This window comes from Pectobacterium sp. HCp5_1, assembly GCF_032905925.1.
GTDB lineage: Bacteria > Pseudomonadota > Gammaproteobacteria > Enterobacterales > Enterobacteriaceae > Pectobacterium > Pectobacterium brasiliense_A.
In genome coordinates this window covers 18193-33204 of the sequence record NZ_JAUMIO010000029.1, presented here as the reverse complement: position 1 = coordinate 33204, position 15012 = coordinate 18193, and the positions used below count along the sequence as shown (strand labels likewise).

The window sequence follows — 15012 nt, the reverse complement described above, 5'->3', positions numbered from 1 at the left end:
ATGAGTGTAGGGTTATATTGTAACTGGGGAGTTAAAGTTGAAAATAATGGCTTTTATATATCAAGTGTAGATGCTAAATATCTATATGCTTTTAAAAAAAAACACGGCGGTGTTACATTATTGAGTTCGACGACAACAGAGAGAAATGAAAACCAAGATGTATTCATCTCATTTAATGAGGCAGTATTAATCCCCCTTCCTGTCTTTAGCAGTTATCTTGGTTCTATTAGATTTTTTGTTTCTATTTTAATTGGAGTGAGAAAGTTATTGTCTGCATCTAAGAATATATATGTGCGTACTCCTGAGCCTTTCGGGTGGCTTTTCTCTGTCTTAAAAAATAAAAAGTGTCATTTAATAAATTATCATTTCACATCTAATCCTATTGAAGTAATTAAAAATAAAGAAGGTATGAGTGAAATAAAGAAAAAAGCCATGCTTGCTTTATTTTATCCTGAGTATCTTGCAAACTGTTTTTCCGCCTATATGTGCAAGTGTACTGTTAATGGCCCATCAGTTGTTGTAAATATTCCCCAATTTTTGAGAGGTAAGGCTGAGGTTTTAATAGAGACAACTCTAGATTTAGATGATGGCCTTATAGATATAAGCAATAAATTTGATGGAAATGTTGTTAATTTTATTTGCGTTTCTCGATTTGTTCCTGCCAAGGGGTTGCAACTTTTAATTGATGCTTTTGCTTCATTTAAAGCAAGGAACCCTAGTAAAAAATTTCAACTAATATTGGCAGGGAATGGTCCTTTGTTTGGTCTTATCAAAGATAAAGTTAACTCTTTGGATCTTGATGAACAAGTGATTTTTTTAGGATACTTGAAAAATGGAGATGAACTAAATAGTAGATATCGCGAGGCTGATGTTTTTATTAATCCATCACTATCTGAAACAGGGCCAAGGGTATTGCTGGAAGCTATGTCAAATGCGCTATTTTGCATATCTACAGATGTTGGTTATGTGAGGCATGTCATGAGTGATAATAATGATACTTATGGTTTAATTATTAATAAAAACTCAGTGTCAGAATTGGTTGGCGCTATAGATTTTGTTTTTAATAATATATCTTATTGTAGGGGAGTTGCGATAAAAGGGCCGATTGTTTCGTCCAAGTATACTTTGGAGCGATTCGTGGAGAGTGTTTTTTTATAGTTTTATTTTATACGGGAATTATATGTCTGAAACTTTCTCTGTTATTATGCCGACTTACAATTCATCTTCGACACTAAATGACAGCATCAAATCCGTGTTAAACCAATCTTTCCGTGATTTTATATTGTATGTCATCGATGATTGCTCTAATGACGAGACTGAAGAGATTGTTAAAAATTATTCTGATTCTAGAGTTGTGTACCTCAAGACTGATAAAAATTCCGGTGTTGCGGATGCTAGAAATATGGGCATTAGATCTGCATCAGGAAAATATATAACTTTCTTAGATAGTGATGATATTTGGTGTGAAGAAAAATTAGAAAAGCAGTATTGTTATTTTAATAATGGTTTTGATGTGGTATGTTCAAATTATAAAACTTTTTTTGAGATTTTTGATTTTAATTCTGGCGTAACAAGATTATCTCCTGAGTATATTTTTTATTCCGACATGCTTAAAAGTAATTTTATAGGGAACTTAACTGGAGCCTATAATGCTGAAAAATTAGGGAAGTTTTATCAGAAGAAAATTGGCCATGAAGACTATGTCATGTGGCTTGAAATTATGAAGAAAGCTAAGAAAGCATATTGTGTGCAAGAGTCTTTAGCTTACTACCGTGTTTCTTCTACCTCATTGTCTGGAAATAAATTTAAGGCATTGATTTGGCAGTGGAATATTTATCGTAATGAAGTTAAGCTTTCTCTGTTTTCTTCATTTTATTTCTTCTTGTTTTATATTTTCTATGCTTTGAAAAAGAGAAAGAACTAAAAGGTGTTTGTATGAATAAATATGTAGCAATAGTTGGTGGTTCTGGTTTTATTGGTACGATTTTGTCTAAGAAATTTATCAAAGATAATGTTGAATTTAAAATTTTAGACAAAGTTAAATCAAAAGAATTTCCTGATAAATGGGAGTATGCTGACGTTACTAATCTTGATACGCTTATCCCTGTGTTAAACAATGTTCATACGATTATTAATCTTGCCGCTGAACATAAGGATAATGTGAACCCTATAAGTCTGTACTATGATGTAAATGTCACAGGCGCTAAAAATATTTGTGAAGCTGCAAAAATAAATTCTATCAAAAATATTATTTTTACTTCTTCAGTTGCTGTATATGGTTTTGTAGAAAAAGAAACTGGAGAAGATGGTGAATATCATCCGTTTAATGACTATGGAAAATCAAAGCTAGAAGCTGAATATGTGTATGATGCATGGTTTGCTGAAAGTTCAGATAAAAAATTAGTGACGATAAGGCCAACCGTTGTTTTTGGTGAAAACAATCGCGGTAATGTATATAACTTATTTCGGCAGATTGCATCTGGTAAATTCTTGATGATTGGTTCAGGTAATAACCAAAAATCAATGGCATACGTCGAAAATATTGCCGCATTCATTCATTACGTCACCAGTTTATCTGATGGGAAATATGTATTTAATTATATTGATAAGCCTGATTTTACTATGAATGAGTTAACGGGGATAATAGCTAAAGCCTTAGGAAAAAAAGAAAGTAATATTAGAGTCCCATATTCTTTTGGTTTGCTCGGTGGTTACTGTTTTGATGTATTAAGTAAAATTACAGGTAAAGAATTTCCTGTTAGTAGTATTCGCATCAAGAAATTTTGCGCAAGAACCCAATTTAAGTCTAATTTTATTGATGATTTTGATTTTGTTGCGCCAGTTCCTTTGTCTGAAGGGATTGCAAGAACAGTTCGAAACGAATTTTCGAACTGATTTGACTGAGCTGGATTGTTATACTGTAAACCTGCCTTGATTACGAAGGCAGGCCGTTTTTAAATCATATCGTTGATTCTTTTTAACCAGTTTGATTGGTGAATATTAAGGCTGTTGATTTTCAAACAGCTCAATACCGAATACTTTGGTCGCTTCGCTGGCGTAGGGTATTCCTCACCGCTTATTGCCGCTAAGGTTGGTATACAAGAAATGGCATTTTTTTTACTGGCAACCTTAAAAATCCCCTCAGCAAATTCATACCAACTTACTTCCTTATCTCCACAGTAGTGATAAATCCCACCCACAGCATTTTTTTCCAGAAGAGAAATAATCGCCTGCGCTAAATCTCCTGCATAGGTTGGGCAGCCGCGCTGGTCGTTAACTATACTCAACGAGTCTCGTTCTTTAGCTAACCGGAGCATTGTCTTAACGAAATTATTGCCGTATTCGCTAAAGACCCATGCGGTGCGCACAATAATTGCTTTGGGGGAGATTTTTGTTACCGCCTGTTCACCTGCCAGCTTGGTGTTGCCGTAAACGCTTAGCGGATTTGTTGCACTATCTTCGTTGTAAGGTTCTGTTGCACTACCATCAAAGACGTAGTCTGTAGAGACATGAACGAGCCGCACATTGTATTTAGTCGCTACAATTGCTAGGTTCTGGGGGCCGTGCACGTTGATGCTTTCTGCAATCTCAGGCTCTGATTCTGCTTTATCCACGGTTGTGTAGGCCGCGGCATTAACGATAGCATCTGGTTGAAAACTTTTTACTACCTCTGCAACACGTTCTAAATCTGTGATATCCAGTTCATTAGAATCGGTTGCCAAAATCTCCCATTCTGCAGGTAAACGATCCTGAAAACAGCGACCCAATTGCCCATTCGCACCTGTCAGTAATATTTTCATTTTGCTAGATCCTTGAATAATTTACCTAACTTATCTTTCTCGGATAACAGCGGGGCTGATATTGGCCATTCAATACCCACCTCAGGATCGTTCCACAACAAGCAGCCCTCATCGCTGGGATCATAATAATCCGTGCATTTATATTCAAAATCAGCGATGTCAGAAAGCACTGCAAAGCCATGTGCTAGCCCTGGTGGTAACCAAAATTGGGTTTTGTTTTCTTCCGAAAGGATAACACCTTCCCATACTCCGTATGTTGGGGAACCCGGACGAATATCCACGGCGACATCAAATACCTCTCCGCGAACCACATGTACCAGCTTCCCTTGTGGTTTGGTTTTCTGAAAATGCAGGCCGCGTAAAACACCTTTACTTGACCGAGAATGATTATCCTGAACAAAGTCTACATCAATATTCAGCATCTGCTGATAACGCTTTTTCTCGAAGGTCTCCAGAAAAAAACCACGAGCGTCGCCAAATACTTTGGGCTGAATGATTTTTGCCCCATGAATTTTTGAGTCGGTAATCTGCATCTTATTTTTCTGCAATCAATCGTGAGAGATAAAGTCCGTAAGGAGTCTTCGCCATGACAGCGGCTTCCTCAGCAAGTTGGTGGGCTGTTATCCAGCCTTTTTTAAAGGCGATTTCCTCAAGGCAAGCGACCTTAAACCCTTGGCGTTTCTCGATAGTATGGATAAATTGTGATGCCTCAATCAGACTGTCATGTGTACCCGTATCCAGCCAGGCGAAACCACGTCCTAATAGTTCAACGTCTAGATTGCCTTGCTCTAGATACATCTGATTGAGCGTGGTGATTTCTAACTCGCCGCGGTGTGACGGTTTAACCTGCTTCGCCATTTCTACAATATTCTTATCGTAGAAATAGAGCCCAGTGACAGCCCAGTTAGATTTCGGTTTTACCGGTTTTTCTTCTATCGACAGCGCTCTGAAATCTTGATCAAACTCGACGACGCCAAAACGCTCAGGATCGGTGACTTGATAGCCGAAAATCGTTGCACCTTCTTCTTTTGCCGCTACTGATTCGAGTTTCTTACCAAAGCTCTGCCCGAAATAGATATTATCACCAAGCACCAGTGCACAGCGTTCCCCGTTGATAAATTCCTCGCCGATGATAAAAGCCTGGGCAAGTCCATCAGGGCTGGGTTGAATCGCGTAGCTAAGCTCAATGCCAAAACGGCTTCCGTCGCCCAACAGGCGTTGAAATGCTGGCATATCCTCAGGTGTAGTGATAATCAGTATTTCACGGATACCCGCAAGCATAAGAACGGAAATCGGATAATAAACCATTGGTTTATCGTAAATCGGCAGTAGCTGCTTAGAAACTCCGCGAGTAATCGGATATAGCCGAGTACCACTTCCCCCTGCAAGCACGATCCCTTTCATCAATAACTCCACCTTTGTTTCATTAAAAATTGTCTTTAAATAGTTGTTCTAGTATATCACTCTACCTCACCAGAATTGTCTGACGTATCAGAAAAAGTCAGATACCAGAGATCGCTTTGTCGCAGATTGGGTGTAATCTTAGTGTCATGCATGGCGTTGTGGGATTACGCTGCTAAGTGAAAAGTGTTCGATAAAACAAAATCGTTCTCCAGATAAAAACCATCAGATTGAAGAGAGTCAATCCATGACATCATTGAAAGCTATTATCCCTGTAGCAGGTTTAGGGATGAATTTGTTACCAGTGACCAAGGCCATTCCTAAGGAAATGTTGCCATTGGTTGACCGCCCGGTGATTGAGAAAATCGTCAACGAGTGTGTGAGGGCGGGGATTAAAGAAATTGTTCTGGTGACGCATGCGTCGAAAAACGCAATTGAAAACCACTTCGATACCTCGTTTGAGCTTGAATCTCTGCTGGAAGAACGCGCCAAGCGTCAACTGCTGGCTGAAGTACAGTCCATCTGCCCGAAAGGCGTGACGATCATGAACGTTCGTCAGGGAGAAACGCTGGGGTTAGGGCATGCGGTCTCCTGTGCTCGCCCAATCATTGGTGATAGTCCGTTTGTGGTGGTGTTGCCCGATGTGGTGTTGGATGAAAGCACGGCCGATCAGACGAAGGAAAACCTGGCGCTGCTAATCTCTCGCTTTGAAGAAACGGGGCGTAGCCAGGTGCTGGTGAAGCATCGTCCTTATGAGGTGTTGCCTGAGTATTCTGTCGTCGATTGCGACAAACCGCTGGTGAACCCGGGCGATGCCGCAGCGATTACGTCTATGATTGAAAAGCCTGAGGCACCCTCTGAAACGGGGTCTGATCTTTCAGCGGTCGGGCGCTATGTATTAACTGCCGATGCCTGGCCACTGCTGGAAAAAGCGGTCCCTGGCGCGTGGGGACGTATTCAGTTAACGGATGTTATTGCCGATATGATTGCGACTCAGCAGGTTGATGCTGTGCAAATGTCAGGCAAGAACTTTAACTGCGGCCGTAAATTGGGTTATGCACAGGCATTTGTGTCCTATGGATTGCGCAATCCTGAGTTTGGTGCCGAATTTAAAGAAAGTATTAAGGCGCTGCTGAAAAAGTAATATTGCGTGATAACTCGCTGTAAAACCGCAGATCGTTGAATCGTTCTGCGGTTTTTTCTTTTTCCCGCCATACGTTCCGATTGGGTGAGCTTTCGCTATCAAACCAATCACTACCCACTCACGCAAAGCTGAGTTACCATGTCGGCCTGTTTTTAAATTGCTTGCGAGGTCGCAATGCGAGGCGTTGTCGCCGTTGCAGGCAGGTTATCCTTCAGACAGGAGTTGCTTTAATGTCCAAACAGCAAATTGGCGTTGTCGGTATGGCGGTGATGGGGCGCAATCTGGCGCTGAACATTGAGAGCCGTGGCTATAGCGTTTCCATCTTTAACCGTTCTTCCGATAAAACCGATGAAGTTATCGCGGAAAATCCGGGTAAAAAACTGGTGCCGTCTTACACCGTTGAAGAGTTTGTCGAATCCCTGGAAAAACCCCGCCGTATTCTGCTGATGGTGAAGGCCGGTGAAGCAACCGATAAAACGATTGAATCGCTGAAACCTTACCTGGAAAAGGGCGATATTCTGATCGATGGCGGTAACACCTTCTATAAAGATACGATTCGCCGTAACCGCGAACTGTCCGCTGAAGGGTTTAACTTCATCGGTACAGGCGTATCTGGTGGGGAAGAGGGCGCGCTGAAAGGGCCTTCCATCATGCCGGGTGGCCAGAAAGAAGCGTATGAACTGGTTGCTCCGATTCTGGAACAGATTGCCGCACGTGCTGATGGCGAAGCCTGTGTGACCTACATTGGCGCTGATGGCGCAGGCCACTATGTCAAGATGGTGCATAACGGCATTGAATACGGCGACATGCAGCTGATTGCTGAAGCCTATGCATTGCTCAAGCAGGCACTGAATCTGAACAACGACGAGCTTGCTACGACGTTCTCTGAGTGGAACAAAGGCGAGTTAAGTAGTTATCTGATTGAAATTACTGCCGATATCTTCAAGAAAAAAGATGAAGAAGGCAAATACCTGGTTGACGTGATTCTGGATGAAGCCGCTAACAAAGGCACGGGTAAATGGACCAGCCAAAGCTCTCTGGATCTGGGCGAACCGCTGTCTCTGATCACGGAATCCGTTTTTGCCCGTTACCTGTCTTCACTGAAAGATCAGCGTGTTGCTGCCTCTAAAGTGCTGACTGGTCCGACGGCTCAGCCATTCGGTGGTGACAAAGCTGAGTTTGTTGAGAAAGTGCGTCGTGCACTGTATCTGGGTAAAATCGTTTCTTATGCTCAGGGCTTCTCACAGCTGAAAGCGGCATCAGACGAGAACAACTGGGATCTGAACTACGGTGAAATCGCCAAGATTTTCCGCGCGGGTTGCATCATCCGTGCACAGTTCCTGCAGAAAATCACCGATGCGTATGAGCAGAAAGCAGATATCGCTAACCTGCTGTTGGCTCCTTACTTCAAGAAAGTGGCTGACGAATACCAGCAAGCTCTGCGCGACGTTGTCTCTTATGCTGTTCAGCAAGGTATCCCGACGCCAACCTTCTCCGCGGCCATTGCTTATTACGACAGTTACCGTTCAGCCGTATTGCCTGCTAACCTGATTCAGGCTCAGCGTGACTATTTCGGTGCACATACTTATAAGCGTACAGATAAAGAAGGCGTATTCCATACCGAATGGCTGGAATAATCGTTTCTTATGCTTAGATAGCGCTGTTTGTTAATAAAACGCCAGATTAGGAAATATCTGGCGTTTTTATATTGCTGAATCAGTGGATTGATATCGTTAAGATATCTATGACTTTTTTTCTGCAATACTGTAAATTTCATTAAAGAAATCTGCTTTTTTACCGAGATCATTGCTGTTTATTACATCGGGATCTTGCTATTTTTAACAGTGTTGCAAAAATCGAGTTGTAGTTTTGCTTTCTGGTGTTGCTTATCAGAGGCTGTTGCCTCTTAAAGAAGATGCTGTCATAGAAAGCTTGATCGCCATTGAACTGTAACTCATTACTGGGAGGATCCCGGTAACGGTCAGTAAACGAGGTATAAGGTATTTTTCCTTGTGCTGGCTGGAATGAAGGACGGGGTATGGTCTTTTTGACGGTACCCCACCCTGAAGTACTTCATGTTAAAAAGGAAATCGTAATGAAGAAAACGTTAATCACGCTGGCCGCTGTTCTGGCCATGTCGTCAAACGCGTTTGCTGTTGATGGCGTCTCCAGCGCAACCGCTGCAGGTACCACGACCACCTCGACGACCAGCGCTAGCGTTGGTGTTGCGGCTGGTGCTGCAGGTGCCGGCGCTGCTGCGGGTACCACTGCACTGATTGCCGTGGGTGTTGCTGCTGCTGTTGCTGTTGGTGTAGCTGTTGCTGTTGCCAGCAATGACAACAACAATACGACGACAACGACGACAAGAACCTGATGTCTCGCTAATCCCAAGGCCACTTCGGTGGCCTTTCTTTTTCTGGGCTACGCTGTTCAACGAGAACTTCATTGTATGACAAGAATAAAGCGAATAGCAGAAATGAAAGCGCTGATTGCTATCCCCCTTTTCTCAATTTTATTAACCGGTTGCTCCCAAAATATGGATCAGGTGGGGAAAACGTTTAAACTGGCATTTTTCGGGCAGGATGATACTCATGTGACGGCCAAACAGGTTGCTAATACGCCCTATGCCTCGGCTTATCTGAAGGTAGGGAAAGCACCGCAAGCGTTTGTCGTGCTCGCTTTTGCTGAACAGAACCAACTGAAATGGATCGGGGCCGATAAAAATATGGTATCGACCCAACATGGCCGCCTGGTGAAAACACAGGGCTTCGGTGAAGACATTACCTATGTGGATAACCTGCAACAGGATCCCCTGACGTTAGGCCTATTGAAGACATCGACGCCAATGACATGGCAAAGTCGGGTTGAATGGGCTCAGGTCTTCCGTGGTGGTTACGATACCCGGTCCGTTTTTCAGGCTCGTGGCAAAGAAATCGTAAAAATTCTGGATACCTCGCGTGAGTTGCTGCGCTTTGATGAGCAGGTGACGGTTCCCGCCTTGAATGAATCTTACACTAATAGTTACTGGCTTGATCCGGCTAACGGAAGCGTGGTTCAAAGTCAGCAGTATATGGGGCCGGGTATGGCATTGGTTACATTCACCGTATTAAAACCCTACGCACAATAAGGGGCTGCAATGTTGGCACTCAATCGTATCGCTACCTTGTTGCTGCTGGTTTCCAGCGTCGCGACGTCTGCGCAACTGACGGTGAAATCGCCTCAAGAGACGGTCGCTGTCGTTAAACTTGACGACGGTACGCGTCTTGAAAAATTTTACGAACAGGTTCCCTGGCCACAAAATATTAACTGGCAAACCGCATTTATTTCTGATTTTGCGACGACGCAGAAGGTACGCGCGCAAGGAGATGTCTTGCTGCAAAAGCTGGCTGAACTGGAAACGCGCTGGCGCAATTCAGGCGATGGCGATCTGGCTATCTCCGCCTGGCTGCTGAGAAAGACCATTAATCCGATTAATGTTGCAGGTCGTATCAGTACCGATCTTGATCCTGACCGCGTGCGTGTCTATGCAGAAAATAATCGCCCTCTGGTGGGGGAATATGCACTGTATGTGGCACCTTATGATGACAAGTTGTCCCTGATTGGCCTGGTCAATACTTCCGCTGACGTGGGGGAACTAGAGACATCGGGGAAAGTGGCGCTGCGTGCCGGATGGTCGGTCGAAAATTATCTCTCTGGACGGCGACTCCTTGCGGGGGCGGATAACAGCTATGGTTATCTGATCGCGGGAAATGGCAAGTGGCGCAAAGTCCCGCTGGCACTGTGGAATCGTCAGCATATTGAGCCCGCCGCGGGTGAAACGCTCTTTATCGGTTTTAACCCTGCGGTCTTACCCCAAGAGATGTCATCACTCAACGAGCAGCTTGCTGACTACCTGGCTAACCGGATCCCACTCGAATGACAAAAAACAGAAACATTAAACTAGGCTGTCTGTCGTTGGCGATTGGCAGCATCTTGAGTGCACAGGCGATGGCGGCTGAAACAGAAAGCCCTCGTACTGCGACGAACCCGAATCTGCGCTTTCAGCCTGCGGGGGTATCGCAGTCTGATTTCGGCGGCACAGGTCTGTTACAGATGCCTACGGCGCGTATGGCGGAAACGGGCGAGTTTAGCCTTAATTACCGTGATAACGAAGAATACCGACGCTACTCCATCTCGCTCCAGCTCTTTGACTGGCTGGAAACCACGGTGCGTTATACTGACACGCGTACGCAACCATACAGCCCAAATCCTGCTTTTAGTGGCGATCAGACGCAAAAAGATAAAGGCTTTGATGTGAAAGCGAGGCTGTGGCAGGAAAGTTATTGGTTGCCGCAGGTTTCCGTGGGGCTGCGTGATATTGCCGGTACAGGCCTATTTGATAGCGAATATCTGGTAGCCAGTAAACGTTTCGGCCCGTTTGATTTCACCCTAGGGATGGGCTGGGGCAATATGGCCGAGAGCGGCAATATTAAAAACCCCGCTTGTTCGTTTAAGGCCAGTTTCTGCCAGCGTAGTGATTCTTTTAAAGCGGGTGGAGGGCAGTTTGAGTTTGAGAATTTCTTCCACGGCCCCGCTGCGTTGTTTGGCGGTATCGAATACCAGACGCCGTGGGATCCACTGCGTTTAAAATTTGAGTATGACGGCAATGACTATAGCCGTGAATTTGCCGGTATTATCAAGCAGGACTCCCCCTTCAACATCGGTGCGGTCTACCGTGTTGGCAACAATCTGGATACCACCTTATCGTGGCAGCGCGGCAATACGTTGATGTGGGGCTTTACCCTACGTACTAATTTCAACGATCTGAAGCCGAACTATTTAGACGATGCACCACCCGTCTATGCGCCGGTGCAGGATGGCAAAGGCACAAACTGGCAGCTCGTTTCGAAAGAGCTGAATGATAAGGCCGGCTTTAAGGATGCCGATATCTACGCTGACCAAAAACAGGTCACCATTGTTGCCGATCAAACCAAGTATCGCGACAGCGATCAGGCAACACAGCGTGCTGCCACCATACTGGCAAATCATGTACCTAGCAGTATCGATGAATACCACATTGTTCAGCGCAGCCAGCGTCTACCGATTGCCAGCACGGAAGTCGATGCTAAACCTTTTCATCAGGTTCAACAGGCCGCCGTCCCACTGGGTCAACCGGAACCTGTTACGTATCGTAAAGAGCCGGTATCCGACATACGTGGTCAGCAGGTGTTGCTCGCGCAACCCGATCGTCTGACGTACTCATTAGATCCGACGCTGACACAGTCTTTCGGTGGCCCTGAATCCTTCTACATGTACCAGATTGCGCTGAAAGGTAACGTTGACTATCGGATCAGCGATCACTGGAGCGTCGGGGGAACCGCGACGCTGAATCTGTTGGATAACTACGACAAGTTCAATTACAAAACGCCGCCGGCGGATGGGGCTGCATTACCTCGTGTCAGAACCTGGGTGCGTGAATACGTGACCTCTTCCGATCTGCTGTTGACCAATCTGCAATTAACTCGCACAGATAATCCGGCGCAGGACTGGTATACCCAGGTCTACGGCGGCTATCTGGAAATGATGTACGCGGGTGTCGGGTCTGAGGTGCTGTATCGTCCGTTTGGTAAAAGCTGGGCGCTGGGGATAGATGTTAACTACGTCAAACAGCGTGACTGGAACGACATCATGAGAATGGCCGATTACGATGTGGTGACAGGCCATCTGACTGCTTACTGGGAACTGCCGTTTGTGGAAGGTGCGGTGGCGAAAGTGAGTGTGGGCCGTTATCTGGCAGGGGACAAGGGGGTTACCCTCGATCTGTCTCGCCGCTTTGACAGCGGGATTGTTGCGGGTGCCTTTGCGACCAAAACCAACGTCAGCGCTGCTGAATATGGTGAAGGAAGTTTCACCAAAGGCTTCTACGTCTCCATACCGTTTGATCTGCTGTTCACTGAACCGACGGTGAAACGTGGGGCGGTCGGTTGGGTACCGCTGACGCGTGACGGTGGTCAAATGCTACAGCGCCGTAATCCGTTGTATGGCGTGACCGATCATTAATCGATCCCGATCCGTTTAGGCTTAATCAAGCCCGTCATGGTCAAGTGCCACGACGGGCTTTTTTGTGCCTGTTGGCTTTGCAGAGTAAAGTTGTTTGATAACTAAAATGAACTATTTCATTTGGTTATCGTTTGTATCTTAATCATGTCGTACTGAGGATGATGCTTCTGAGTCTTTAGCCATAAATCGATGATAATTTAATGGCTTAACCACGATCGTCGTGACGAGCTGGAGCATTGTTAAGACGAAGTGTGTCCTGAGGGTAATGATTGAAATAGTTTCGTCATGGAAGATTCATATAGCGAAACCTATTATCTCCTGCCGCAATGGCGAAATAAAACATAGCCATAGATCTTCATGGTAGTGCTAACAGGAGAGTGCAACCCGATGAATTTGCCTATTTCCGCTGTTATCTCGTTAATGATGAGCGCTGTTTGGTCTGTTCCTCTCTATGCCACAGCGCAGGATAATCCTCTTGGGATCTATCAACTGATTCAGGAGCGGATGGTGTTAATGAAGGATGTTGCGGGGTATAAGGCTCGTCAACACCTGCCCGTTGAGGATCTAAAACAAGAGGAACGTATTTTGAGCAAGGCGCGGGAGCAATCCGCTGCCGTTGGTTTATCCCCTCAGAGTACACAGCTGTTCGTGACTTCATTAATGAATGCCAGCAAAGCAATTCAGTATCGTTACATGGCTGACTGGCTTGCGACACCGGAGAGCGACTGGACGCCGCTTTCGCTGAACGACACCATTAGACCCACGCTACTCACGATTGATGACCAGCTCTTGGTGAGTATTAAACGTTATCTTGCGAATGGCGGGCGTTTTGCGCCCCAGCAAGAGGCTACATTTCTTTCTTCTATTAATGTTGAGCATCTGTCACAGAACGACAAGCGCCAGATTTATGCGGCATTGAGTCAAATTGAACCAGACGGCAAATAGCTGAGTGGAGAGAAGACGATGACTTATCAATTATTGAAAGGGAGTGAACGCGGAAATATCGCTAACGCCGTGTACCGCGAACGCTGCGATGTTAATGAAAGCGTCAGAGTCATGCTGGTGTTGCGTTTTACGACGCCAGATGATGAGTATTACGCCGAACTGCACGATTGCATCGATCCACAATTTGGCGGCATTAGCGCCAATAACCCGCTATCGAGAGCCATCTACGCCAGAAAATTCAGCGCAGATGAGGCCGATATAGAGCATGTCCGTGCGTTTGCGCGGCATTATAAGCTATCTGTCGAGCGTGAACATGCGGCCAGCCGTACTGTCTTCTTGACGGGGACGGTGGAGCAAATGGAGCAGGCGTTTCGCGTGAGCTTAGCCCGGTATGACCACAAACACGGGGCATTTCGTGGCAGAGCGGGGGGAATTTATCTGCCGGGATACCTACAGGGCGTGGTTATCGCCGTATTAGGCCTTGATGAGCGTCTGGCGTCGAACTGTTACCTGCGCATGAATGATGCGTTCTCTGCTACGGCAAAGCGTCTGTCGGGCTATACGCCGCTCGAGTTGGCGGAGCAATACCACTTCCCAGAACATGACGGCGCGGGGCAGTGTATCGGTATTATTGAACTGGGGGGCGGGTATCGCTTACCGCAGTTGGAGCGCTATTTTAAGCGAATGGGCGTCAATCCGCCGCAGATCGTCGATGTTTGTGTGGGCGGTGCTAAGAATGCCCTTGCTTCGTCAGATGACAACAAAGAGGTGAACCCGATTGATATCGAAGTGCAGATGGATATCGAAATCGCGGGTACATTGGCACCTGCCGCTAAAGTGGTGGTGTATTTTGCGCCGAATACCGATGCCGGGTTTTTAGAGGCGATTAACGCGGCGATTTATGATGAGAAAAATGCCCCGTCGGTGATTTCGATTAGCTGGGGGGCCAGCGAGTCAGAATGGACCGCGCAATCATTACAGGTGTACAACCAGGCCTTTCAGACCGCCGCGGCGCTGGGGATTACGGTGTGTGTGGCGTCTGGGGATCATGGATCACAGGATGGTGAACCCCATGGTTTGCACGTCGATTTCCCGGCATCCAGCCCCTACGTTTTAGCCTGTGGCGGCACTCGCTTGCAAAAATCAATGGAAGAAACCACCTGGCATAGCCGAGACGGCGGCGCGACGGGCGGTGGCGTTAGCCAGCATTTTGCGTTGCCCGGTTGGCAGCTAGGGATGTCGCTGGTCGATAAATATGGCGGCCATCATCCCTTGCAACACCGCGGCGTACCTGACGTCAGTGGCAATGCCGATCCTGAAACCGGCTATCTGGTTGAAGTTAACGGACGGGAAGGGGTTGTTGGGGGAACCAGCGCTGTCGCACCGCTGTGGGCGGGGTTATTGGCGCGTATACTGGCGTTGACCCACTCGGCATCGCTGTTTATCCCTCCCTTGTTGTACCGTAATCGTAATAGCTGCAAGGATATCGTGCGGGGAAATAACGGGGCATTTGTCGCCTCTGAAGGGTGGGATGCCTGCACCGGGCTAGGGTCGCCGGATGGAATGAAACTGCTAAGGCTGCTGAAACGACTCGTGAGGCTCAATGGTAATGGCGTGCACGACCGTGATGATGGGCACGAGCGGTGAGTCTATATACCTGAGAGGGCTGGCGAAGGGGACACA

Annotated in this window: 14 protein-coding genes; 11 read left to right on the top strand and 3 right to left on the bottom strand. The window is 46.1% G+C overall.

What is annotated here, in order from left to right; all coding sequences use genetic code 11:
* Genes Q3A88_RS17260 through Q3A88_RS17250 form a run of 3 tightly spaced genes read left to right on the top strand, consistent with a single transcriptional unit; the run spans window position 1 to window position 2895 of the window.
* Window positions 1-1158, top strand: coding sequence for a glycosyltransferase family 4 protein (locus Q3A88_RS17260; RefSeq protein ID WP_110162700.1), 1158 nt, complete (start codon window positions 1-3; stop codon window positions 1156-1158).
* 22 nt (window positions 1159-1180) lie between these two features.
* A complete protein-coding gene (locus tag Q3A88_RS17255) occupies window positions 1181-1924 on the top strand; it encodes a glycosyltransferase family 2 protein (protein WP_258307575.1) in 744 nt (247 codons plus the stop codon).
* Between the two features lie 11 nt (window positions 1925-1935).
* A complete protein-coding gene (locus Q3A88_RS17250) occupies window positions 1936-2895 on the top strand; it encodes an NAD-dependent epimerase/dehydratase family protein (protein ID WP_110162699.1) in 960 nt (319 codons plus the stop codon).
* A 59-nt stretch (window positions 2896-2954) separates the two neighbouring features.
* Here the strand turns inward: Q3A88_RS17250 and rfbD are convergent, their stop codons facing one another.
* Genes rfbD through rfbA form a run of 3 tightly spaced genes read right to left on the bottom strand, consistent with a single transcriptional unit; the run spans window position 2955 to window position 5204 of the window.
* The gene (gene rfbD, locus Q3A88_RS17245) at window positions 2955-3800 is read right to left on the bottom strand and encodes a dTDP-4-dehydrorhamnose reductase (RefSeq protein WP_110162698.1); all 846 of its coding nucleotides are present in this window, start codon (window positions 3798-3800) and stop codon (window positions 2955-2957) included.
* Window positions 3797-4333 (bottom strand): dTDP-4-dehydrorhamnose 3,5-epimerase, encoded by a 537-nt coding sequence (gene rfbC / locus Q3A88_RS17240; RefSeq protein ID WP_039550993.1) that lies wholly within the window; start codon window positions 4331-4333, stop codon window positions 3797-3799. Before rfbC ends, rfbD begins: the two co-directional genes overlap by 4 nt.
* A gap of 1 nt (window position 4334) precedes the next feature.
* Window positions 4335-5204 carry a glucose-1-phosphate thymidylyltransferase RfbA gene (gene rfbA, locus Q3A88_RS17235; protein WP_110162697.1) on the bottom strand — a complete coding sequence of 290 codons (870 nt, stop codon included), beginning with the start codon at window positions 5202-5204 and terminating at the stop codon, window positions 4335-4337.
* A gap of 244 nt (window positions 5205-5448) precedes the next feature.
* Here rfbA and Q3A88_RS17230 point away from each other — a divergent pair, with 244 nt between their 5' ends.
* The 8 genes from Q3A88_RS17230 to Q3A88_RS17195 all read left to right on the top strand — a co-directional run bounded on the left by Q3A88_RS17230 (window position 5449) and on the right by Q3A88_RS17195 (window position 14976).
* Window positions 5449-6345: a sugar phosphate nucleotidyltransferase gene (locus Q3A88_RS17230; protein WP_014914740.1), complete on the top strand. Its 897-nt coding sequence runs from the start codon at window positions 5449-5451 to the stop codon at window positions 6343-6345.
* Between the two features lie 230 nt (window positions 6346-6575).
* On the top strand, window positions 6576-7982 hold the full coding sequence (gndA, locus tag Q3A88_RS17225; RefSeq protein WP_010281382.1) for an NADP-dependent phosphogluconate dehydrogenase: 1407 nt from the start codon (window positions 6576-6578) through the stop codon (window positions 7980-7982).
* 458 nt (window positions 7983-8440) lie between these two features.
* Window positions 8441-8719 (top strand): hypothetical protein, encoded by a 279-nt coding sequence (locus Q3A88_RS17220; protein WP_110162696.1) that lies wholly within the window; start codon window positions 8441-8443, stop codon window positions 8717-8719.
* Between the two features lie 75 nt (window positions 8720-8794).
* Window positions 8795-9472 carry a YjbF family lipoprotein gene (locus tag Q3A88_RS17215; RefSeq protein WP_317178334.1) on the top strand — a complete coding sequence of 226 codons (678 nt, stop codon included), beginning with the start codon at window positions 8795-8797 and terminating at the stop codon, window positions 9470-9472.
* Window positions 9473-9481: 9 nt separating this feature from the next.
* A complete protein-coding gene (locus tag Q3A88_RS17210; protein WP_317178333.1) occupies window positions 9482-10264 on the top strand; it encodes a capsule biosynthesis GfcC family protein in 783 nt (260 codons plus the stop codon).
* Window positions 10261-12384: a YjbH domain-containing protein gene (locus Q3A88_RS17205; RefSeq protein WP_110162693.1), complete on the top strand. Its 2124-nt coding sequence runs from the start codon at window positions 10261-10263 to the stop codon at window positions 12382-12384. Before Q3A88_RS17210 ends, Q3A88_RS17205 begins: the two co-directional genes overlap by 4 nt.
* 387 nt (window positions 12385-12771) lie before the next feature.
* Window positions 12772-13329, top strand: coding sequence for a chorismate mutase (locus Q3A88_RS17200; protein ID WP_039287719.1), 558 nt, complete (start codon window positions 12772-12774; stop codon window positions 13327-13329).
* A gap of 18 nt (window positions 13330-13347) precedes the next feature.
* Window positions 13348-14976 (top strand): protease pro-enzyme activation domain-containing protein, encoded by a 1629-nt coding sequence (locus Q3A88_RS17195; protein ID WP_110162692.1) that lies wholly within the window; start codon window positions 13348-13350, stop codon window positions 14974-14976.
* The last annotated feature ends 36 nt before the right edge of the window (window positions 14977-15012 follow it).

What these genes read in the sequence shown, in the direction of transcription:
- rfbA (WP_110162697.1), bottom strand. Translation starts at nt 5,204, where the DNA reads ATGAAAGGGATCGTGCTTGCAGGGGGAAGTGGTACTCGGCTATATCCG.
- rfbD (WP_110162698.1), bottom strand. Translation starts at nt 3,800, where the DNA reads ATGAAAATATTACTGACAGGTGCGAATGGGCAATTGGGTCGCTGTTTT.
- Q3A88_RS17205 (WP_110162693.1), top strand. Translation starts at nt 10,261, where the DNA reads ATGACAAAAAACAGAAACATTAAACTAGGCTGTCTGTCGTTGGCGATT.
- Q3A88_RS17250 (WP_110162699.1), top strand. Translation starts at nt 1,936, where the DNA reads ATGAATAAATATGTAGCAATAGTTGGTGGTTCTGGTTTTATTGGTACG.
- Q3A88_RS17230 (WP_014914740.1), top strand. Translation starts at nt 5,449, where the DNA reads ATGACATCATTGAAAGCTATTATCCCTGTAGCAGGTTTAGGGATGAAT.
- Q3A88_RS17195 (WP_110162692.1), top strand. Translation starts at nt 13,348, where the DNA reads ATGACTTATCAATTATTGAAAGGGAGTGAACGCGGAAATATCGCTAAC.
- Q3A88_RS17260 (WP_110162700.1), top strand. Translation starts at nt 1, where the DNA reads ATGAGTGTAGGGTTATATTGTAACTGGGGAGTTAAAGTTGAAAATAAT.
- gndA (WP_010281382.1), top strand. Translation starts at nt 6,576, where the DNA reads ATGTCCAAACAGCAAATTGGCGTTGTCGGTATGGCGGTGATGGGGCGC.
- Q3A88_RS17210 (WP_317178333.1), top strand. Translation starts at nt 9,482, where the DNA reads ATGTTGGCACTCAATCGTATCGCTACCTTGTTGCTGCTGGTTTCCAGC.
- Q3A88_RS17220 (WP_110162696.1), top strand. Translation starts at nt 8,441, where the DNA reads ATGAAGAAAACGTTAATCACGCTGGCCGCTGTTCTGGCCATGTCGTCA.
- Q3A88_RS17215 (WP_317178334.1), top strand. Translation starts at nt 8,795, where the DNA reads ATGACAAGAATAAAGCGAATAGCAGAAATGAAAGCGCTGATTGCTATC.
- rfbC (WP_039550993.1), bottom strand. Translation starts at nt 4,333, where the DNA reads ATGCAGATTACCGACTCAAAAATTCATGGGGCAAAAATCATTCAGCCC.
- Q3A88_RS17200 (WP_039287719.1), top strand. Translation starts at nt 12,772, where the DNA reads ATGAATTTGCCTATTTCCGCTGTTATCTCGTTAATGATGAGCGCTGTT.
- Q3A88_RS17255 (WP_258307575.1), top strand. Translation starts at nt 1,181, where the DNA reads ATGTCTGAAACTTTCTCTGTTATTATGCCGACTTACAATTCATCTTCG.